The 21702-nt window shown below is 65.0% G+C and carries 19 protein-coding genes; 4 read left to right on the plus strand and 15 right to left on the minus strand.

Annotation, left to right across the window (positions count from 1 at the left end; all coding sequences use genetic code 11):
* Positions 1-133: 133 nt before the first annotated feature.
* Together CA2_RS09025 and CA2_RS09030 are read left to right on the plus strand one after the other, a co-directional pair.
* Positions 134-1945 carry a glutamine--tRNA ligase/YqeY domain fusion protein gene (locus tag CA2_RS09025; protein WP_042415620.1) on the plus strand — a complete coding sequence of 604 codons (1812 nt, stop codon included), beginning with the start codon at positions 134-136 and terminating at the stop codon, positions 1943-1945.
* 262 nt (positions 1946-2207) lie between these two features.
* Positions 2208-3569 carry a DUF945 family protein gene (locus CA2_RS09030; protein WP_042415622.1) on the plus strand — a complete coding sequence of 454 codons (1362 nt, stop codon included), beginning with the start codon at positions 2208-2210 and terminating at the stop codon, positions 3567-3569.
* Positions 3570-3602: 33 nt separating this feature from the next.
* Here the strand turns inward: CA2_RS09030 and CA2_RS09035 are convergent, their stop codons facing one another.
* From CA2_RS09035 to CA2_RS09050, 4 genes are all read right to left on the minus strand, one after another.
* A complete protein-coding gene (locus tag CA2_RS09035; RefSeq protein ID WP_042415624.1) occupies positions 3603-4973 on the minus strand; it encodes a hypothetical protein in 1371 nt (456 codons plus the stop codon).
* Entirely contained in the window at positions 4970-6124 is a 1155-nt protein-coding gene (locus CA2_RS09040) for a DUF58 domain-containing protein (protein WP_042415626.1), read from the minus strand. The genes CA2_RS09035 and CA2_RS09040 overlap by 4 nt, the downstream gene beginning before the upstream one ends.
* A gap of 12 nt (positions 6125-6136) precedes the next feature.
* Positions 6137-7108: an AAA family ATPase gene (locus tag CA2_RS09045; protein WP_042415628.1), complete on the minus strand. Its 972-nt coding sequence runs from the start codon at positions 7106-7108 to the stop codon at positions 6137-6139.
* Between the two features lie 192 nt (positions 7109-7300).
* Positions 7301-7678, minus strand: coding sequence for an oxidoreductase (locus CA2_RS09050; protein ID WP_042415629.1), 378 nt, complete (start codon positions 7676-7678; stop codon positions 7301-7303).
* Positions 7679-7900: 222 nt separating this feature from the next.
* Here CA2_RS09050 and CA2_RS09055 point away from each other — a divergent pair, with 222 nt between their 5' ends.
* On the plus strand, positions 7901-8752 hold the full coding sequence (locus CA2_RS09055) for a peptidoglycan DD-metalloendopeptidase family protein (RefSeq protein WP_042415631.1): 852 nt from the start codon (positions 7901-7903) through the stop codon (positions 8750-8752).
* Positions 8753-8817: 65 nt separating this feature from the next.
* On the opposite strand, the gene CA2_RS09060 is transcribed toward CA2_RS09055, so the two are convergent.
* Positions 8818-9420 carry a DUF2242 domain-containing protein gene (locus CA2_RS09060; RefSeq protein WP_052369893.1) on the minus strand — a complete coding sequence of 201 codons (603 nt, stop codon included), beginning with the start codon at positions 9418-9420 and terminating at the stop codon, positions 8818-8820.
* 254 nt (positions 9421-9674) lie between these two features.
* Between CA2_RS09060 and CA2_RS09065 the strand changes: the two genes are divergently transcribed.
* The gene (locus CA2_RS09065; RefSeq protein ID WP_156106000.1) at positions 9675-10478 is read left to right on the plus strand and encodes an META and DUF4377 domain-containing protein; all 804 of its coding nucleotides are present in this window, start codon (positions 9675-9677) and stop codon (positions 10476-10478) included.
* 221 nt (positions 10479-10699) lie between these two features.
* Here the strand turns inward: CA2_RS09065 and CA2_RS09070 are convergent, their stop codons facing one another.
* The 10 genes from CA2_RS09070 to CA2_RS09115 all read right to left on the minus strand — a co-directional run bounded on the left by CA2_RS09070 (position 10700) and on the right by CA2_RS09115 (position 21640).
* The gene (locus CA2_RS09070; protein WP_231499244.1) at positions 10700-11038 is read right to left on the minus strand and encodes a MoaF-related domain-containing protein; all 339 of its coding nucleotides are present in this window, start codon (positions 11036-11038) and stop codon (positions 10700-10702) included.
* Between the two features lie 199 nt (positions 11039-11237).
* The gene (locus tag CA2_RS17180; protein ID WP_052369885.1) at positions 11238-12113 is read right to left on the minus strand and encodes a hypothetical protein; all 876 of its coding nucleotides are present in this window, start codon (positions 12111-12113) and stop codon (positions 11238-11240) included.
* A gap of 204 nt (positions 12114-12317) precedes the next feature.
* Positions 12318-13871, minus strand: coding sequence for a nitrogen regulation protein NR(I) (gene ntrC / locus CA2_RS09080; RefSeq protein ID WP_042415638.1), 1554 nt, complete (start codon positions 13869-13871; stop codon positions 12318-12320).
* Positions 13872-13915: 44 nt separating this feature from the next.
* Entirely contained in the window at positions 13916-14989 is a 1074-nt protein-coding gene (gene glnL, locus CA2_RS09085; RefSeq protein ID WP_042415640.1) for a nitrogen regulation protein NR(II), read from the minus strand.
* A gap of 28 nt (positions 14990-15017) precedes the next feature.
* Positions 15018-15530, minus strand: coding sequence for a hypothetical protein (locus CA2_RS09090; protein ID WP_042415644.1), 513 nt, complete (start codon positions 15528-15530; stop codon positions 15018-15020).
* Positions 15531-15749: 219 nt separating this feature from the next.
* Positions 15750-17165, minus strand: a complete 1416-nt coding sequence (glnA, locus tag CA2_RS09095; protein WP_042415646.1) for a type I glutamate--ammonia ligase — start codon at positions 17163-17165, stop codon at positions 15750-15752.
* A gap of 270 nt (positions 17166-17435) precedes the next feature.
* Positions 17436-18275, minus strand: coding sequence for an EI24 domain-containing protein (locus CA2_RS09100; protein ID WP_042415784.1), 840 nt, complete (start codon positions 18273-18275; stop codon positions 17436-17438).
* Between the two features lie 230 nt (positions 18276-18505).
* Positions 18506-19030, minus strand: a complete 525-nt coding sequence (locus CA2_RS09105) for a phosphoribosyltransferase (RefSeq protein ID WP_042415649.1) — start codon at positions 19028-19030, stop codon at positions 18506-18508.
* A gap of 54 nt (positions 19031-19084) precedes the next feature.
* Complete coding sequence (locus tag CA2_RS09110) at positions 19085-20461, minus strand: adenylosuccinate synthase (RefSeq protein WP_042415653.1); 1377 nt, start codon at positions 20459-20461, stop codon at positions 19085-19087.
* A 30-nt stretch (positions 20462-20491) separates the two neighbouring features.
* Positions 20492-21640, minus strand: coding sequence for an ATP phosphoribosyltransferase regulatory subunit (locus tag CA2_RS09115; RefSeq protein ID WP_042415656.1), 1149 nt, complete (start codon positions 21638-21640; stop codon positions 20492-20494).
* Between the last annotated feature and the right edge of the window lie 62 nt (positions 21641-21702).

Genomic DNA, 21702 nt, shown 5'->3' on the forward strand with positions numbered 1-21702 from the left:
GAGCCCCGGCCCTGGATGTCACACAGAACGTAAGAGCCTGCATCAGAACGTAAGCCTTGCTGCCATGGGTACGCCAGGCAGAACACCCGCGCATGCCGCCCTTGCTCGCGAGCCGGCCTACAATCTTCCCCCTATGAGCACACCCGCCAACACCAACAACGACACCCCGGAAGTGGTCAAGCCCACCAACTTCCTGCGCCAGATCATTGAAGCCGACCTGGAAAAAGGCACCCACGCGCAACGTCACTGGGGCGGCACGCCCGGTGATGCCGCCCACCATGCCCTGGGCCAGGTGGATGCGGCCAAGATCCGCACCCGCTTCCCCCCCGAGCCCAATGGCTACCTGCACGTGGGCCATGCCAAGTCGATCTGCCTGAACTTCGGCCTGGCCAAGGACTACGGCGGTGTGTGCCACCTGCGCTTTGACGACACCAACCCCGAGAAGGAAGACCAGGAGTACGTGGACAGCATCAAGGATGCCGTCCAATGGCTGGGCTTCGACTGGCAAGGTGCCAATGGCGAGAGCCACCTCTACTACGCCAGCAACTACTTCGACTTCATGCACCGCTGCGCGGTCTACCTGATCGAGCAGGGCCTGGCCTATGTGGACGAGCAATCCGCCGAAGACATGAAGGCCAACCGCGGCGATTTCACCCGCCCCGGCGTGAACAGCCCGTTCCGCAACCGCAGCGTGGCCGAGAACCTGCAGCGCTTCGCCGACATGAAGGCCGGCCAGCTGGCCGACGGCGCCGCCGTGCTGCGAGCCAAGATTGACATGGCAGCGCCCAACATCAACCTGCGCGACCCGGCCATCTACCGCGTGCGCCATGCCGAGCACCACAACACCGGCAACCAGTGGTGCATCTACCCGATGTACACCTTCGCCCACCCCATCGAGGACGCGCTGGAGCACATCACGCACAGCATCTGCACGCTGGAATTCGAAGACCAACGCCCGTTCTACGACTGGCTGCTGGACCACCTGCGTGAAGGCGGCCTGATCGCCGCGCCCCAGCCGCGCCAGTACGAATTTGCTCGCCTGAACCTGACCTATGTGGTCACGTCCAAGCGCAAGCTCAAGCACCTGGTCGACAGCGGCACGCTGACCGGCTGGGACGACCCGCGCATGCCCACCATCGTCGGCCTGCGCCGCCGCGGCTACACCCCCGCGTCCATCCGCAATTTCTGCGAACGCATCGGCGTGACCAAGGACTACAGCTGGATCGACTACGCCACACTCGATGGCTGCCTGCGCGAAGACCTGGAGAACCAGGCCCACCGCGCCATGGTGGTGCTGGACCCCGTGAAGCTGGAGCTGACCAACTGGGCCGAGGTGTTCGGCGATGCCGCGCACCTGGAAGCCTGCAGCCTGCCCGCCTTGCCCCACCACGCCGAAGGTACCACCGTGCCGGAGCGCCACTTCACCCTGGGCCGCGAAGTGTGGATCGAGCGCGAGGACTTTGCCGAAGTGCCCCCCAAGGGCTACAAGCGCCTGTTCCCCGGCAACAAGGTGCGCCTGAAGGGCGGCTATGTGATCGAGTGCACGGGCTGCGAAAAGGATGCCGACGGCACCATCACCAAGGTGCTGGCCACCGTGGTGCCCGACACCAAGAGCGGCACCCCCGGCGCCGACAGCGTCAAGGTCAAGGCCGCCATCACCTGGGTGGGCGTGGCCGACGGCCTGCAGGCCGAAGTGCGCCTGTACGACCGCCTGTTCACCGATGCGCAGCCCGACGCCGGTGGCAAGGACTTCCTGGCCTTGCTGAACCCCGACAGCCTGAAGGTGGTGACCGCCTACGTCGAACCTTCGCTGAAGACCGCCCAGGCGGACGACAAGTTCCAGTTCGAACGCTTTGGCTACTTCGTCGCCGACCGCAAGGACCACAGCGCCGACCGCCCCGTGTTCAACAAGATCACCGGCCTGAAGGACAGCTGGGGCAAGTAAGCCATGCGTGTGGGTCCGCCGAGGCTGCCTGCGGGCAGCCTTTTTTCTTTCAAGACTTTTCGGCTTTGGCGCGCGTCCGGCATGCGCAACCAGCTATTAAAGTCAAAGTGACTGACAGCGCGTAGCCGCGCCGTATGGGGCCGCCGCAGCGCCAAAAAACAACAGCGCGGCGGCGTGCACCCAGGCCCTGCCCGGGCTTTCTAGAATCGCTGGGCGCCACGCGACCGCGCGGCATGCACCGGCACGACAACAAGGGGCAATCATGAAAAAACTGGCGATGGGCGTTCTCTGCGCAGGCGCTCTGGCAATCGCCGGCGCACTGGGGACCAGCTACTACATCGGCGGGCGCATCCAAGCAGCGTTTGAACAGACGGCCGACACCTGGAGCACCGAAGATGGCTTTGCCGTGCGGATCCTGGAATACCACCGTGGCCTGGTCACAGCCCAGGCGCAGACGCTGTGGTCCTTCGCCGATGCCGAGAACACCTACGACATCGTGGTCACGCACGACATCGTCCACGGCCCCTGGCCCCTGGGCCGCGCGGGCAAGGTGGTGTCGCGCTTTGTGCTGCCCGAGGACAGCGAGCCCGAACTGATCGAAGCCCTGCAGGACCGCGCCCCGCTGGAATGGGTGACTCTGGTCGGCTGGCAGGGGAACACCACCCACGCCATGACCTCGCCACACTTCACGGCACATTTCGCGGACGGCTCGACGCTGACCTGGGGCGGTCTCAAGGCCGACTGGACACTGTCGACCGAACAGCACGCTGCCCAGGGGCAGGTGCGCATGCCGGTGCTGCGCCTCAAGTCGGAAGACGGCAGCCGCATGGACCTGGAAGATGCCGAACTGGCCTTCGACTCCCGCATTCCCGAAGGCCACAGCTTCTGGGACGGCCCGGTCTCGTTCAAACTGGGGCTGCTGTCGGTGCTGAACCCCGGCGATGACAACGCGTTCAAGATCCAGCAGTTGCAGATGGACAGCACCACCCGCCTGCAGGACCAGTCGGTCGACATGGGGCTGGACACGCGCATGGCCAAGCTGGAAACCCCGGCCTACAGCGCCAGCGAGCTGGTGGCGAGCGTGCAGCTGCAGCGCATCGACGCCACCTGGCTGGACGAATGGATGCGCTGGGCCCAGGGCAACGGGGCGGCAGAAGACCAGGGCATCGCCCTGCTGCGCAGCCTGCCGACGCTACTGGCCGGCAAGCCCGAATTCGCCATCACACGCCTGGGGATGCAGACCCCGGACGGGCCGGCCGAGCTGTCGGCGCGCCTTGCCTACGTGGGCCAGCAGCCCGAAGCCTTCAACCCGGCCACGGACATTGAAGGTCAGTTCAAGGCACTGCTGCCCCAGCCCATGCTGGTGCAACTGCTGGACGCCAAGGTGCGCAGCGACTACCTGACCCTGCTGGAACAACTGGGCCAGGAGATGAGCGAAGAACAGCTGCAGGCGGCCGTCGACGACGGCGTGGTCAAGCGCATGAAGACCCTGCTGAGCCAGGGCGTGGTGGAAAAGCGCGGCGATGCACTGGAGGCCACCCTGGAGTTCTCCCAGGGCAGCTTCAAGCTCAATGGCCGCCCCCAGCCCCTGCAGCATTTGCTGGGGATTGGCGGCGCCCTGTGACCTGACGGCCAGGACTGCACCCGCGGCCGCGTGCTAGGCCCTGCGTGGCGCAGGCCCCGGTGCCGGGCCTACCGGGCGGGGCATGGTCGGCAGCTCATGCAGGACGTCCGCCAGCGTGGCCACCACCTTGCGCACGCGCTGGGCCTGGGCTGTCGTGGCCGCTGCGCCGCCAAAACGCACGCTGCCATAGGCATCCAGCACCTGCAGCACCCAGGCATGCGCCACCTGGGGCCAATGGGGGTAGCGCAGCCAATGCTCGCGCCGCGACTCGCCGGGCAAAGCCCTGCAACCCCTGCCGTGCAGGGCCCAGTCCAGGCTGCGCGTGGACAGGCGCATAGACAACCAGGGGCTCACCGGTTGCAGCCCCCAGGCCGCCAGCAGCCCCAGCTGCACGCCGATCCGGTGTCGCCAGTGCCACCCACACCAGGCTGCGGCCAGCACCAGCAGCCACCACCAGGGCGGGTATGGGATGGACAGCGTCTGCTGCAGGCTGTGCCAGCGCTCCAACAGGGCCTGGCCCTGGTCTGCCATACCGTGCATCGCACGGCGCTGCCACTGCGGAATGCTCCCATCCTGTGCGCTGTGGCGCATGGCATGGATCAGGGCCTGCCAATCCGAGGCCCCGGCCTGACCGGCACCGCCCTGCTCCCCCGCGCCCCCGGATCCCGAGCCGCGGGCCGCGCCTGCGCCCAAGGCCGCCGGCCCCTCGCCCGCCTCGGGCCGGGAACCTGCCCAGCCCTGCACATCCCCACCGGGCAAAAAGCCAAAGCCCAGGGACGGTGGACGCGGTGCCCACAGGAACAGGCTGCTGGTCAGGGTGACCACCAGTGCCATGAAACCGCAGGCCAGCGCGATCTTCTTCCAGCCTGCCAACGGGGCCTGGGCCGCATGGTGCCAGGCCAACGCCAGCGCCCCCCACAGCCAGGCCGGCCCCAGGTAGAACCACAGCGTCCAGTCGGCCGCCCAGTCCGTCGCCAGCCAAAAGCCCACGGTCATGACCACCAGCAAGGCCAGATAAAAATCACGGTCGGTGCGCATGCGCGGTGCGCGGGCCCCGGTGATCAGCAACAGGCACAGGCACAGCCACAAGATGGCGCCCCCGCGCAACAGCCCAGGGAACAGCAACACGGCCACCAGCGCGGTCACGCTGCCCATGGCGATGCTGCGCTTGCGCCCAGCCAGGGCTTCCTGGGCCAACACGTGCTTCCAGGCCCCTTGGAACCCCCACCAGGTCCACAGCGACCAGGCGACCAAGCCAAAGCCCATGCCCCCGGCGCGGCGGTTCAGGTACATCAGGGCCATGCAGGTGCACCAGTAGCTCAGCGCGGTCAACACCACCACACCGCGCGTGCCCAGCCGCGGCGAGTTCGGTGCGGTCGCGGGCGTGCGACGCCACAGATTCATGCCACCTCCGTATGGGTCAGATACCCGGCCTGTGCCAAGGCCGGCGCCAGCACCTGCGGCGTTGCCGCCCCTGCTGCCCCTTGCGCCAGGCACACCAGCACCGGCCCGCCTCGGGCCCGCAAGCCCTGCAGGGCCTGCAGCACCTGCGGGGGTGACAGGCTGGCCGGCAGCACCACGGCCACCGACGCCCCGGCCTGCAGTTGGGGCAAGGCTTGGTGGACCACCACCGGCAGGCTGTCGGGCACCGCCGGGGCGGCGGCCAGCGCCAGCAGGGCCGCCGCGGGATCGGTCAGGGCCTCGGCATGTGGCGGCAGGTGCAAGCGCAGTTGCACATGGTGGGCTTGCGCCGCAGCGACGATGCCGGCAGCCAGGCGGATGGTCTGCTCACCGTCGCTGTCCGGCTGGCCGCACGCCTGCGCATCGGGCACGGCCACCAGCACATGCAAGCGCAGGCTGCCGGTTTGCTGAAAGTGCTGGATCACCAACTGCCCCGCACGCGCCGAAGCGCGCCAGCTCACGCGCCCCAGAGGCTCCCCATCCTGGTAGGCGCGCAGCAGGCCCAGCTCCATGGACGGCCCCAAGTGGCGTGTCGAGCGTTCGCCCTGCGGGTCGGCCGTCACGGTCCAAGGCAAGGGCCAGACAAATGGACTGGGCCGCGGCAGCACCTGCACCGCCAGCTCGGGCGTGGGCATCTGCAGCTGCGCACGCAGCAAGCCCAGTGGGAAACCGCTGGCCAGACGCACCGACTGCAGCCGGTCCCCCCCCCGGCACGGAAAGGTGCACAGCTGCTCCAGCGCCACCGACCGCCCCCTGCGCACCAGCGCCACGGTATGGCGCATGACCAGGCGTTGCGAGGCCCAGACCCACTCGGCCTCGATCTCGACCAGAAAGGCTGGCCAGCGCGCACGGCGCTCCAGCACCAGGTGCAGCGGGTAGGCCTGGCCCTCGGTCACTTGTGGCGCCTCCTGTCCCAGCCAGCGCAGCTGCATGCCGCGCAAGGACAGCCAGGGCAGCAGATAGCCCAGCGTGCAGATCACCGCCAGGAACAGGAACACGCCGTAGGCCATGGGGTCCCGGCGGTTGAAGGCCGCAATCAGCATCAGGGCGCACAGCCCCAGCAACACGCGCGACTTGGACAGCCAGCGTTCCATGGCGGCGTGCCGTCAGCGCGGCGTGCGTTGCAGGGCCAGGATCTCGCGCACCACGTTTTCCGTGGCCTGCACGGGGTGCGCCTGCACATGCGGCTGGGCCAGCACGATGCGGTGGGCCAGCACGGCCGGTGCCACCTCGCGCACCACCGCGGGCTCCACGTAGCGCTGTCCGCGCACATGGCTCAGGGCGCGGGCCATGCGTGCCAGACCCAGCGTGCCGCGCGGGCTGGCGCCGAAGCGCAGCATCGGGTGCGTGCGCGTGGCCGCCACGATCTGGGCCATGAACTGGGCCATCTCCGGCGTCACGATGACGGCGCGGGCGCCCTCGGCCAGGTCCGCGAACTGTGCCGGCGTGCACACCGGCTGCAGGCGCTGGATGGGGTGGGCGAACTGCTGGCTCTGGATCAGCCCGGCTTCGGTCGCGAAGTCCGGGTAGCCCAGCGACAGGCGGATCAGAAAGCGGTCCATCTGCGCCTCGGGCAAGGGGAAGGTGCCAGCCATGTCCATGGGGTTTTGCGTGGCCAGCACCACAAACGGCTGGGGCAGCGGCAGGCTGTGGCCATCGAGCGTCACCTGCCCCTCCTCCATGCACTCCAGCAGCGCCGACTGGGCGCGCGGGTTGGCGCGGTTCACCTCGTCGGCCAGCACGATGTGGGCAAACACGGGGCCTGGGCGCAGCGCAAAGCTGCCGTCCTTGGGGTTGTAGACCGGACCGCCCACGATGTCCGAGGGCATCAGGTCGGCCGTGAACTGGATGCGCTTGAACGACAGCCCCACCGAGGTGGCCAGGGCCCGCGCCAGCATGGTCTTGCCCAGGCCCGGCACATCCTCCAGCAGCACGTGGCCGCTGGCCACCATGGCCGCCAGCGCCCATTCCACCTGCTGGTGCTTGCCTTGCAGCACCTGCTCGACATTGCGCACGATGGCTTGCGCCAGTGGTGCCCCCGACTGTGCCGGGGCGGCCTCGGTCACCGCAGCGTCCATGTCATTCCCTCTCTGTGTTTGTGTCTGGTTCTGGAATGCCGCCATCTTCCAAAGAAGCCGCCGTGCCAGCAAGCCCCCACCCCCAAAATGCCACAGGCATGAAAAAGGCTGCCCCGGGGGCAGCCTCGGTCGCACGCTTGCGAACCAAAATGGCCTTCAGCGCTTATCCAGCAAGCGCCAACAGCTATGCTTTTAGGCGTATTGCTGCAGACCGTGCTTGCTGTCCACCAGCTTGCCCGCCGACAGGGACATCATCAGCAGCGCGATCTGCTCGTGCATGATGACCGTGTGGGCATTGCGCGAATCCACCATGTACTGGCGCAGTTGCTCGCGCACCTTGGTCGCACCGGTCACGTCGATGATGATGTCCACCTGGGAGCCCAGGCTCACCAGTTCCATGAAGTTGTCGGTCACGGGCACCTGGTGCTGGCGGGCCAGCGCGATGCCGGGCAGCTCCAGGTTCAGATCGGCCACGCCCAGCACCTGCACGAACGGTGCATTGAACAGTTGCTGCAGCAGCGGGGTGCCAGTGTCACCGGCGCCGATGACTACAATGCGAAAAGCTTGCATGAGATAACTACCTTCCATCAGCCAGCCGTTCGCCCCAGAGGCGCGGACCTGGTCAGAACCCGCAAGTGTCCCCGCGCTGCCGGCTGCGTTTTCTGCGCCACGTCAAGGACTCGGCAGGCTGCCCCCATCACCTCGCTGTCGCGGCCGTGCACGGCTTTGGCCCGCGCCCCGGCGCAGGCACGCGACAATGCAGCGATGCGAACCGCAGTTTCGGAATCTCTCATGCAACGACGCGACTACCTGGTCGCACTGGGCCAACTGGGCCTGTGCGCCGCCCTGCCCGCCTGGGCCGCAACCCCGGCCGACACCCCCTGGTTCCCCCTGGACAGCCGCGTCCCGGGCGGTGTGGCCCGCCTGTCGCTGGGCCCTTCGTCCTTTCAGCCGCAGGTCACCACATCGGAAGGCATCCCGGTGCTGGTGGTGGGCGACATGATCGAGTGGACGGCCCTGGTCGGCATTCCGCTGTCGGCCAAGCTGGGCGTGCACACCGTCACCGTGCACAGCGACGACGGCACCCAATCCGTGGACTATGCCGTGCGCGACAAGCGCTACACCGAGCAGCAGTTGAAGGTCTCCCCCAAGACCGTCGACCTCTCGCCCCAGGACCTGGCACGCCACGAGCGCGAACGGGCGCACCAGCAGACCATCATGGCCCTGTTCAGCAGCCCGGCACCGCAGACGGGGGACCTGCAGATGCGCCAGCCCTGCCCCGGGCGCCGCTCCAGCAGCTTCGGCCTGCGCCGCGTCTTCAACGGCCAGCCGCGCAATCCGCACAGCGGCATGGACATTGCCGCCGCCACCGGCACGCCCATCGTGGCGCCGCTGCCGGGCAAGGTGGTGGATGTGGGGGACTACTTCTTCAACGGTGGCACCGTCTGGCTGGACCATGGCGGCGGGCTGCTGACCATGTACTGCCACCTGTCCAGCGTGCAGTGCCAGGTGGGCGATGCGCTGCGCACCGGCCAGGCGTTTTGCAAGGTGGGCGCCACCGGCCGCGTAACCGGTCCCCACCTGCACTGGGGGGTCATGCTCAACCGCAGCATGGTGGACCCCGCGCTGTTCCTGGCCGAATAGCCCCTCAGCGCTTGTGTATCAAGCGCTGAATGCTATCAATTCACAAGCCATAGCCGCAGCGCGGCTCAGCGTTTGTTGTGGGCCACGGGCTCCGCTGGCACATCGACCAGAAGGTAGCGGCGCATCAGGTCGAAGAAGCTGTCGTAGAACTGGTCGCTGGTCACGGTCTCACTGCCGATCTTGATCATGGAGTCGTGTCCGGCCGCCACGGGCACCGACACCGAACCCAGCATGCTGACGCCCAGGCTGGCCGAGTTGCTGGCCATCTTCAGCGCGAAGCTGTCCTGCAGCGCACTCACAAAACCCATGCTGAGCTGGCCGTCGCTGCTCTCGGGCACGCAGGTGACACGGATGTTCATCTGCACATGGCGGTCCGGCTGGGGCTGGAAGCTCTTTTGCCCCTCGACCGTTTCCTGGTCGGCCTTGTTCACGATGTAGCCCTGGCTGAGCAGGGCACGCCGCGCTGCCTCGCAGGTCTGCGCCGGCGTCGCATCAAACAGGCGCGAATAGGTCGCGGCCGAACCGAACTTTTCCTGCACCTTGGGCATGGCCTCGGGCACGGGCGAGCGCCCCAAGCCACCACACGCCGTCATCAACAGGGCCACCGCCACTGCGGTGCCGCCACGCACGGCGGCCTTGGCCCAACGGCCTCGCAACAATCTGGACATGAACGTTTCCACAAGACCCGAGATCCAACTTTCTGAACAAGCGACGGGCGGGCACTGCAGCTCAGCCTCATCGCTCACTATTTTATAGCTCCTGCCATTCTCACGCCGGGCATGCACAGCTGTCATGAACGGCTTGATACACCGGCATACGATTTCAGGGCTTGTCTCACACAAGCGCCCCCACACCGCCAAGATACTTGGGGTTTGCATACGCCCCCACCGGGGCGTTGTCCATTTTGATGCGAAGAACACCCATGCTGAACCGTACAAGCTTCACCGCCGCCAGCGTGCTGGCTGCCATGACCCTGGCAGCCTGCACCTCGGCACCGCATGCCACGACACCGGCCACCCCATCTTCGGTCAGTCTGCAATCCCATGAATGGCAACTGCATAAAGCCTTGAACGCGCAAGGGACGGTGGACCCGCAATGGCAGTTGCCCGGCAGGCCCCAGGGGCCAGCCCCCACCGTCGGCCTGCGCTTTGTCGATGCGCAGACGGTCAGCGTGGAGAACCTGTGCAACCGCATGCATGGGCGCTATACCCTCAACGGCACCAACATCCAGGTCGAGCGCCTGGCCAGCACCCTGATGGCCTGCCCCAACGCCAACCTGATGGCCCTGGAGCGCAAGGTGGGTCAATGGCTGCCCCAGGCCCGGACCTGGAGGATCGTGGGCAATCCCAACGCCCCGGTGCTGGAGCTGCAGTTTGACAATGGCGCGCGCTGGCAACTTACAGGCAGCCCCACCTACGAAACGCTGTACGGCGGCAGCGAGCGCATCTTCCTCGAGGTGGCCCCCCAGCAAATGGCCTGCAGCCACCCCCTGATGCCGAACGCCAAATGCCTGCAGGTGCGCGAAGTGACCTACGACGCCCAAGGCATCAAACAAGGCCACGGCGCCTGGGAGGCGTTCTACGGCGCGATCGAAGGCTATACCCACCAGGACGGCGTGCGCAATGTGCTGCGCCTCAAGCGCTACACCCGCTCGCCAGTGCCTGCCGATGCCTCCAAGTACCTGTACGTGCTGGACATGACGGTGGAAAGCGAACGCGTGCGCTGATACTGCCGTGCTCCGGCGCGGGCACCATGCAAAAAGCCCTTGGATCACCTCCAAGGGCTTTTTTGATGGCCCACTGCTCACCGCCATTTGTACCCAGCATCTGTGGGCCCAGCTGTGGACAACCCACGGGAAAAGCCGCCAAGCTTTTGAATCAAAACAGTTTTTACAAGCTGCTCAAAAATTAAGTAGATTCCACAAATCGGTCAGCCGCCCCATCGTCCTCAGACGAAATGGAAGGTGCCATCCACAAACATGGAGGCACGGTGCCCGCGTTCACTGAACTCGTCGGCGTACGACCAGAAGGCTTTCACGGTGCCGTTTTCGGTATCGATCACCTGGCTCACCGTGAAGCCCGTCTTTTCGATCCAGTTCAGGAAATGCAGCGTGTCTGACAGCTGGAGATAGCTAAGTCGCTCATTGCCCTGGGTCACATTGCCGTTCTTGTCCGTGACACACCAGTGCAAGTCTCCACGCACAGAATATCGGACCTGTGCCGTGCTTTCCGGGAATTGAATCACTGCCTCGCGTCCCAACAAGGCCCCGGTGTAGTGCATTGTCATACAAGCCCCCTTTGCAACCATGCTTTGGATACGGCGCTGGTCGCCATCGCCTGGACTTGATTGTTCTGCGGGCGCCACAGCCCATCCTGTGAGAATTTGGCGCATCCTCAAGCCATCACCTTGGCAGATGGCGACATAGGCGTTTGGCTGATACGGGACACCCCTATGTGGCCGGCAACGGCCCGGTGCGCACAGCGTTTTATTCGAGATTCCAGTTGTGGCGCACCCAGCTGAGCTTTTCCATGTGCACCCCCAAGCGCTTGGACTGCATTTGCAGCAGTTCACGGACCTCAACGGGCAGCGTCTTGCGCAGCACCCGCTGGTAGCTGGACAGCAAGGTGCGTTCGCGCAGCTCGCAGACCTCGAACACCTGGGCCGGTGCCCAGTCCGACAGGTCATCGCGCCACGCCATCCAGCGCCGGCGCAACCTGCTGGGCCACGTGGTCAAGCCCATGTCCTCTTTGTGAAACGCACGCTTCACATGGCTGTGCAAGGTGTAGGCAAAGTCACGCAGCATCAGGATGTGCCGCTGAATGACCTGGTGGGCGAAGTCACTCATGGGAATGGCGCACATGCGTTGCAAATCCTCGGCCAGCAGGGCGCAGCCGCGCTGCAGCGGCAACAGGCTGGCCGCGGTCTCGCGGCTGCACTCCACGCGGGCGACCGGCTGCTGCACCTTGCGCATTTGCTGGCTGGCATGCAGCCAGGCCGCATGCACGGCCTGGTGCACTTCGCGCCAGGGCAGCAGACTGGAGCCACTGCGCACGGCCCACTGCCGGTGCAGGCGATCGGCCAGGTCTTCAAACTCAGCATCCGGGTATTGCAGCGCTGTCTGCCAGCCCAGCTCATAGGCCGGGCGGTACTGGTCGTAGCTGCGCCCGGCGACGTAATAAGGCGCCTGTGAGAAGTGCTCGCGCCAGTAGGTGTCCTCCTGCTCGGAAACCAGGCGCATGTGGATATCTAGGGTCAGCACGGCAATGTCGCTGTCAGGAGGGGGGTCATAGCGTGCCACGCCGGTCTGCACCGCGGACAGTGCCGTGCTACGCGCCGGATAGCGGGGAAAAGTCAGCAGCATGGGCTATGAGAGAGTTCAAAAGCAAGTGAACGCCAACTTGGCGATGCTTTTGATTCTCAGAAACCATGTACAGTCCGACGGTCGGCAGATACGAACGGTCGATGTAGGACGACCCCGTCTGCCCTGCCCGACCCCGCCATCGCCATGAAAAAAGGGCATATCGCAGATATGCCCTGGTGCCGTGGTGCCTGTCAGCGGATGCGGCTAGACCTCGTCACCCGCTCCACGCTCGGGGCCGTCCAGCCCCAACTCCTGGATCTTGCGTGTGATGGTGTTGCGCCCGATCCCCAGGCGCTGCGCGGCTTCCATGCGCTTGCCGTGCGTCAGGCCCAAGGCGGTCGTGATCAGGCTGGACTCGAAGCGCTTGCTCAGCACGTCCCAGACCTCCTTGCAGTCACCCTGCAACAGCTTGCGGGCATCGGCCTCCAGCAGGCTTTCCCAGCCAGGCCCGGCATACCCCGCGGCGGCAGTGGCCACCCCACTGGCCTGCGGCTGTGCGGTGCTGGCGACCGGAACCTCCGCCACCGCGCCGATCTGCAAAGGCACCAGGCCCGCGGGCTCGACCGCTGCAGTGCTGGCAAGCGCACCCAGCACCTCCGGGGGCAGGTCCTGCACCGAAATTTGCTGCGCCGGGGCCATGACCGTCAGCCAGTGGCAGATGTTCTCCAGTTGGCGCACATTGCCGGGAAAACCGAACTGCGCCAGACGCTGCAAGGCGGCCTCCGAAATGCGCTTGGGCTCCACCCCCAGCTGCTTGGCGCTGCGCTGCAAGAAATGCTTGGCCAGCATGGGCACGTCCTCGGAACGCTCGCGCAGCGAGGGCAGACGCAGCCGGATCACATTCAGGCGGTGGAACAAGTCTTCGCGAAACACCCCATCCTTGACCCGCTGCTCCAAGTTCTGGTGGGTGGCAGCAATCACGCGGACATTGCTTTTGACCGCCGTATGACCACCAACCCGGTAGAACTGGCCGTCAGACAGCACGCGCAACAGCCGGGTCTGCAGATCGAAGGGCATGTCCCCGATTTCGTCCAGGAACAAAGTCCCGCCCTCCGCCTGCTCGAAACGCCCCCGGCGCTGCGTCTGCGCCCCGGTGAAGGCGCCACGCTCATGGCCGAACAGCTCCGACTCCAGCAAATCCTTGGGAATGGCGGCGGTGTTGATGGCCACGAAAGGGCCATTTGCCACGGGCGAATGCTTGTGCAAGGCACGCGCCACCAGTTCCTTGCCCGAACCGGATTCGCCGGTGATCAGCACGGTGACGGCACTCTGGCTGAGGCGGCCGATCGCCCGGAACACATCCTGCATCGCAGGCGCCTGGCCCAGCATCTCGGGCATGGCCGTCTGGCGTTCCTCGGCGACCTGCTCGCGCTCGCTTTCCTCCACCGCGCGGCGAATCAACTCCACCGCCTTGGGCAGATCGAAAGGCTTGGGCAGGTACTCGAACGCGCCGCGCTGGAAGGCCGACACCGCACTGTCCAGGTCCGAGTAGGCCGTCATGATGATCACCGGCAGCTCCGGCTGCTGCGCATGCACCTGCTCTAGCAGCTGCAAGCCCGAGCCGCCAGGCATGCGGATATCGCTGACCAGGACCCGCGGGCCCTGGTGCGCGGGGTCGCCTTCCGGCAGATCGGCCAAGGCGGCCAGCACTTCGCGGGGGTTGCTGAAACTGCGGGTGTCGAGGTTTTCGCGAGCCAACGCCTTTTCTAAGACGAAGCGGATCGAGGGGTCGTCATCTACTATCCAGATCGGCTTCATATGCTGTGTTTACCTTCCGTTGTTTGTTCTTGAAAGACCCGGTCTCACGGCAGCGGGATCAGGATCCGAAAATCCGTGCGCCCCGGCATGCTTTCGCACTCGATGAGGCCATGGTGGCGCTGCACGAATGTCTGCGCCAACGGCAGCCCCAAGCCCGAACCGCCGTCCCGCCCCGTCACCAGCGGATAGAAAATCCGCTCCTTGATGTGGTCCGGTACGCCGGGTCCGTTGTCAATCACATGCAATTCCAGTGCCAACCTGTGGCGCTGGCGACCAATCGTCACCTGGCGGGCCACCCGGGTGCGCAACACGATTTCGGCCTCGCCACTGGTGATCTTGTCTGAGAGCACCTGTGCGGCGTTTTGCACGATGTTCAGCAGCGCCTGGATCAACTGTGCGCGATCCCCCTTGAACTCCGGGATGGAAATGTCGTAATCCCGGCGTACTTTCAGGCCCTGGGGGTACTCCAGCAGGACCAGGGAGCGCACCCGCTCGCACACCTCATGGATGTTCAGGTCGGCCAACTGGTGCGGGTGACGGTGCGGGGCCAGCAAGCGATCGACCAGGCTTTGCAGGCGATCGGCCTCATGGATGATGACCTGGGTGTATTCCTTGAGCTCACGGCTGTCCAGCTCCATCTCCAGCAACTGGGCCGCGCCGCGGATGCCGCCCAGCGGGTTCTTGATCTCGTGCGCCAGATTGCGCACCAGCTCCTTGTTCGCCTGGGCCTGCTCGACCAGGCGCTCCTCGCGGTCCTGGCGGGCCTGCTGCTCCAGCACCCACAGCTCCACCAGGCTCAAGTCCGTGTGCTCGATCGGTGTCAGCGTGACGTGCACGAACAGCGGCTCTTGCACCGTGCGCTGCAGGCCGGTGTCGAAGCTCATCGCCGCATAGCCGTGCCCATCCGAGGATTGCAGGCCCGTGCGCAGCAGCGAGGGCGAGGCCAGGTACTGGGCGAACTCCACCCCTTCCAGCATGCGCCGCGACATGCCCATCGCGCTTTCCAGGGCGGCGTTGGCAAACACCACGGCCCCCTGCTGGTCGACCACCACCGCCAAGGTAGACAGCAAATCCAACGCAGCAAAACGCTGCACATCACGGGGAACTGCAAGCGACATGGACAGACCACTCAACTTTCAAAAACAATCAGCCGCCAGAATGGCGTGCCAGCTCTCGCTGGATGCCGGCAATGTCGCTCTCCTGGCGGGCAATGCTGGCTTTCAAGCTCTCCAGGCGCTCGTTGTAGACCTGCGAGTTGCGCAACTCCAGCGCCGACTTGGTCGGGTAGCCGTCGTTGTATTCGGCCTTGAGCGCCTTCAATTTTCCCTGGGCCTTGACCAGCTCGGCCTGCAGGATGGCCCGGGCATCGCTGTCACGGGCTTTTTGCTGGCTGGGATCGACCTGCACCGCACGGGCGCCCGCCGGCGCAGGCGTGGAGGCCTTGCCCTCACCAGTCCCGGCGGGGGTGGCAGACGCGGGCCGGGTGTGCACCACGGTCACATGCCCACCTTCCACCACCTGGCAGTTGCGCTGCTTGGCGATGGCGGCGCTGTTGGTGTACTCATTGCCACAACGGTAAATGCGCTCCTGGGCCTGTGCCGCAGGCAGCACGGCGGCACAGGCCAGCCAGCAGGCGGTTGCTCCGATCAGTTGCTTCATAGTGTTCACACCTCCAACGTTCAAATCCAGGTGCCATGCCGCAGAACCAGCATGCATGGCGTGTCTGTATGGCATTGTGCAATGCCCGACCTGCACTGTCCCGGATTGTCCGACCTGGGCCACCCGCTGCCGCCGACAAAAAAGGCAGCCTCTCGGCTGCCTTGTCGTGTCGTTCCAGCACAGGGGCCACGCATGCATGCCCAGCCCCTGGCGGCGGAATTACAGCGAGTAGTACATGTCGTATTCGACGGGGTGCACGGCCTGGCGGAAGCGGGTCACTTCGCCCATCTTCAGTTCGATGTAGGCGTCGATCATGCTGTCGGAGAACACACCACCCTTGGTCAGGAAGGCGCGGTCCGCGTCCAGGGCTTCCAGCGCTTGGTCCAGGCTGTGGCACACGGTCGGCACCAGCTTGTCTTCCTCGGGCGGCAGGTGGTACAGATCCTTGGTGGCGGCTTCGCCGGGATGGATCTTGTTTTCCACGCCGTCCAGACCGGCCATCAGCAACGCTGCGAAGCCCAGGTAGGGGTTCATCAGTGGATCGGGGAAGCGGGCTTCCACGCGGCGGCCCTTGGGGTTGGCCACGTAAGGAATGCGGATCGAGGCCGAGCGGTTCTTGGCCGAGTAGGCCAGCTTGACGGGGGCTTCGAAGCCAGGCACCAGGCGCTTGTACGAGTTGGTACCGGGGTTGGTGATGGCGTTCAGGGCACGGGCGTGCTTGATGATGCCGCCGATGTAGTACAGGGCAAAGTCGGACAGACCGGCATAGCCGTCGCCGGCGAACAGGTTTTTGCCGTCCTTCCACACGGACTGGTGCACGTGCATGCCGGAGCCGTTGTCTCCGCTGTAGGGCTTGGGCATGAAGGTGGCGGTCTTGCCGTAGGTGTTGGCCACGTTCCAGATCACGTACTTCTGCAGCTGGGTCCAGTCAGCACGCTCCACCAGGGTGGAGAACTTGGTGCCCAGTTCGTTCTGGCCAGCGCCGGCCACTTCGTGGTGGAACACTTCGACGGGGATGCCCAGGGATTCCAGGATCAGGGACATCTCGGCACGCATGTCCTGGGTGCTGTCGACAGGAGGCACGGGGAAGTAGCCGCCCTTAACGCGGGGACGGTGGCCACGGTTGCCGCCTTCAAACTTGGTACCGGTGTTCCAGGGGGCTTCGTACTCTTCGATTTCGAAGAAGGGGTTGTGGGGTTCGGTGCCCCAGCGCACGCCGTCGAAGATGAAGAATTCGGGTTCGGGACCGAAGTAGGCGGTGTCGCCCAGGCCGGAAGCCTTCAGGTAGGCTTCCGCGCGCTTGGCCACGGAACGGGGATCGCGGTCGTAGGCCTTGCCGTCACCGGGTTCGATCACATCGCACTGCAGGATCAGCGTGGTTTCTTCGAAGAAAGGATCGATGTTGGCGGTGTTGGGATCGGGCATGAGCAGCATGTCCGACGCTTCAATCCCCTTCCAACCAGCAACCGACGAACCGTCAAAGGCGTGGCCCGAAGTGAACTTGTCATCATCAAAGTGCGACACAGGCACGGTCACGTGCTGTTCTTTGCCACGGGTATCAGTGAAGCGCAGGTCAACAAACTTGACCTCGTTTTCCTTCACTAGGTTCATCACATCTGCAACGGTCTTAGCCATCAGGTTCTCCTGGAAAAGCGCTTCATAGAAAGTACGCAGTTAGCAAAGCAGTTTGTGTGCCAGCTCGCCCCACACCCATCCACAAGCGGAAAGGCTGTGAAGTCCATGTTTTCACAGCCTTTTGCAATTCACCACTTTGGTGCAAATTCAACAAGCCATTCCGGACTTGCTTTCCGCGCACCATTTTAGTTCCTGGATGTGCGCCACATTGGTGCAATCACCAATATGCGGCACGCCCTGCACCAAGTGGCAAAAAACACACAACGGTTTTCACGGCCGCGTGCCTGCCGGTGGTGCCGCCTGCCCGGCATCCAGCGCGACATGCTCCCGCAGACTGTGCAGGGCGGCCAGGCCATAGTGCGCAAACCAGAGCGAGGAAAACGCCAGCACCAGCGCATAAATCCACACCGCCACCGGAATCAGCACCCAGAACGCGGCGGCGAACACCACCCCCGACGCCCACACCAAGCTGGGCGCGGCGCCCAGGTAGCCACAGACCACACCCATCAACAGCAAGCGGTAGCGGTGGGTGGCCAGGAGGGTCTGGCGCTCGGCCGGGCTGGCGTGCTCGGCCAGGGCGTCAAAGGCCATGACACGGTAGGTCAGCCAGCCCCAGATCAGCGGTGGCAGGACCAGCACCAGCGGTGGCACCAGCCACAGCGGCATGGACAGCACCAGGGCCAGCAAGGCCACGGCCGTCGATCCCAGGGCCCACAGTGCGCTGCCCACCCAGCCCGCCCCCTGCTTGCGCTGCAGTCGCGGAAAGCGGCGTTCGGCCACCAACGCCACCATCTGCGGGGTCATCACCACGGCCACGATGGCCAAGGCCACCATCACCATCACCGGACTGATCACCAGCACCAGCAAAACCGCCGCCGCCACGGCGCTGGCCGCTGCCGTGCCCTGCCCCATCCAGCCCCACAACCATTGCAGCCAGCTGGCAGCTTCCAGCCAGGCCTGCACGCTGGCCGCGGCAGCGTCCCACCAGAACACCCCGACCAGCGCCGCCATGCCGGCCACCAGCAGCAGAGGAAACAAGGACCAGGCCATCACCCGACCCCGCAGGCAATCGGTCACCGCGCGCCACAGCGCATCCAAGATCATGTGCATGCTGCCAAGCATAGCGGCGCCGACCTGCCCGGCACAAGGCCAGTGGCACGCTGGCCCCTGCACACCCTAAGCGCATCAAAAAGCAGAGCTGCTGGCGCTCATCAACACTGGGTTGTAGATACTTTTTGGATTGAAAGCGCCGGATGACGCGCGCCAACTGCTCTTATTTATAGATTTTGGAAATAAAAAAGGAGCCCCAGGGGCTCCTTGTGTCGGACGTGCACGCTGTCTTACAGCTTCCACTTGTCCATCAGCTTCTCGGGCGACAGGTTGTCGTAGCCTTCGAAGGGCTGGTGGATCCAGGGGTTGGTGGGCAGGTCTTCCACGGAGTAGTCGGCGCGGAAGGTCGACACACCCTTGGTCCAGATCACGGCGGTACGCAGCTCGGTGATGGGCTGGTAGTTTTCCTTGAGCATCTTCACCACGGCATTCAGCGTCACGCCCGAATCGGCCAGGTCGTCAACCAGCAGCACGCGGCCGGCGATCTCGCCCTTGGGGGTGGCGATGAAGCGGCCGATGTCCAGGTGGCCCTGCACGGTGCCAGCCTCGGCGCGGTACGAGCTGGTCGACATGATGGCCAGGGGCTTGTCGAAGATGCGGCTCAGGATGTCACCGGGGCGTAGGCCACCACGGGCCAGGCACAGGATGGTGTCGAATTCCCAACCGGACTGGTGGATCTTGAGGGCCAGCTTTTCGATCAGGCCGTGGTATTCGTCGTAGCTGACGTACAGGTGCTTGCCGTCTTCAGTCAACATGGTCGTGTTCCTGTGTAATTTCGCGAGGAGCGTGTTTATAGAGGCAACGCCGCTTCAGCCCGCGCTGTAGGGGTTTTGCATCAGGATGGTGTGGTCGCGGTCGGGACTGGTGGAGACCATGGCGATCGGCACACCGGTCACTTCGGCGATGCGGTCCAGGTAACGGCGCGCATTCACAGGCAGCTTGTCATAGTCGGTCACACCCACGGTGGAATCGGTCCAGCCGGGAATGGATTCGTAGATGGGCTTGCAGCGCTCGATGTCGTCCGCGCCCATGGGCAGGATGTCGATCTTCTCGCCGTCCAGCTCATAGCCCACGCACAGTTGCAGCTCTTCGATGCCGTCCAGCACATCCAGCTTGGTGATGCACAGACCGGACAGACCGTTGATCTGGGCCGAGCGCTTGAGCAGCGCGGCATCGAACCAGCCACAGCGGCGCGAACGGCCGGTGGTCACGCCCTTTTCGGCGCCCACGGTGGACATGATGTAGCCCGGCGTGCCTTCCTTTTCCCACTCCAGCTCGGTGGGGAAAGGACCGCCGCCCACGCGGGTGCAGTAGGCCTTGGTGATGCCCAGGATGTAATGCAGCATGCCGGGGCCCACGCCGGCACCGGCGGCGGCATTGCCGGCCACGCAGTTCGACGAGGTGACGTATGGGTAGGTGCCGTGGTCCACGTCCAGCAGCGTGCCTTGCGCGCCTTCAAACAGCAAGTTGGCACCGGCGGCATGGGCGTCGTTCAGCTCGCGCGACACGTCGGCGATCATGGACTTGAGCAGCTCGGCATGGCGCATCGCTTCGGTGTAAACCGCGTCGAACTGCACTTCGCCGTCCTTCATGTAGGGGGCCAGGTGGGGACCGAAGTCGAACTGCTTGGAGCCCAGAACGTTCACCAGGATGTGGTTGTGCAGGTTCAGCAGCTCGCGCAGCTTGGTGGCGAAGCGCTCGGGATGCTTCAGGTCCTGCACGCGCAGGGCACGGCGGGCGATCTTGTCTTCGTACGCGGGGCCAATGCCCTTGCCGGTGGTACCGATCTTCTGCGTGCCACCTTGCTCGCGGGCCGCTTCACGCGCCACGTCCAGGGCCTGGTGGAAAGGCAGGATCAGGGGGCAGGCTTCGGACACGCGCAGGCGGTCCCGCACGGACACGCCGGCTTTTTCCAGACCTTCGATTTCCTCGAACAGCTTGCCCACGGACAGCACCACACCGTTGCCGATGTAGCACTTCACGCCAGGGCGCATGATGCCGCTGGGAATCAGGTGCAGTGCGGTCTTCACGCCATTGATCACCAGGGTGTGGCCGGCGTTGTGGCCGCCTTGGAAGCGCACCACGCCTTGGGCGCTTTCGGTCAGCCAGTCGACCAATTTACCCTTGCCTTCGTCGCCCCACTGGGTACCGACGACGACCACGTTGCGACCTTTGGTTGCTTTCATAATCTCAAATCCGATGAATTGAAAAATGCCTTAGATGGCTTGAACGACCCATTGCCCGGCGCTGGGCACCAGTGCGCGGTCGCAGTCGAATTCGTCCACTTCGCTCTCATGACCTGGCAACACGCACACCACGGTCTCGCCTTGGCTGCGCAACTGCGCAATGGCTTGACTGAGTTGTGCATCGTTGCCCCAGGGAGCGCGAATGGCCGCACGCAGCGGACGCGATGGCACCACCGACACCAGCTGCTTGATATCCAGTGAGAAGCCCGCCGCAGGGCGGTTGCGTCCAAACACAGCCCCCACTTCGTCGTAACGGCCGCCACGCACCAGCGCATCGCTGGCGCCCGGGGCGTAGACGGCAAAGCGTGTGCCGCTGTAGTAGGAGTAGCCACGCACGTCCGCCAGATCGAATGTCAGGTTCGCTTGCGGAAACTGTGTGGCAAACCACTTGAGGTGCTGCAGCACGTGCAGCGTTCCGGGTGTGCGGGCCAACGCCTTCTCTGCCTCGTCCAGCACGGAGACATCACCGTACAGCTGCAGCAAGGCCTGCAGGCCTTCGCGCGCGGTCTGGGGAAAACTTTTGGTGAGGGCCGCCAAGCCCGTGGCGTCCTTGGCGGCCAGCGCCGCGTGCACCTTCTGCAGCACGCTGGCATCCACCATGACCCCGGCCAGCAGGCTGCGCACGATGCGCACATCGCCCAGGTCCACGGTGAAGCCGGTCACGCCCGCACCCTGCACACAGGCCAGTGCCAGGCTCAGCGCCTCCACGTCGGCTTCGGGTCCGGCATGGCCATAGATTTCAGCGCCGAACTGCAGCGGCTCCCGTGAGGCACGGGGGCGATCCTGCGTGGCATGCAACACCGGACCACAGTAGCACAGGCGCGTCACGCCCTGGCGGTTCAGCAAATGCGCGTCGATGCGCGCCACCTGCTGCGTCATGTCCGCACGCAGCCCCAGGGAGCGTCCGGAAATTTGGTCGACCAACTTGAAGGTCTGCAGGTTCAATGCTTCACCGGTGCCGGTGAGCAAGGACTCCAGATACTCCAGGAGCGGAGGCATGACCAACTCATACCCATAGCTGCGCGCCGTATCGAGCAAACCTCGACGCAACTCTTCGATGTGACGTGCCTCAGAGGGCAGCACATCGGCGATGTGATCCGGCAGGACCCAAGCGGACATGGAAAAAAGGGGGAGGCTGTTAAAAACGTGATTCTATCGGCTATCGCCGGCCGCCCCCAACA

This window comes from Comamonas aquatica NBRC 14918, assembly GCF_000739875.1.
In the GTDB taxonomy this organism is placed as follows: domain Bacteria; phylum Pseudomonadota; class Gammaproteobacteria; order Burkholderiales; family Burkholderiaceae_C; genus Comamonas; species Comamonas aquatica.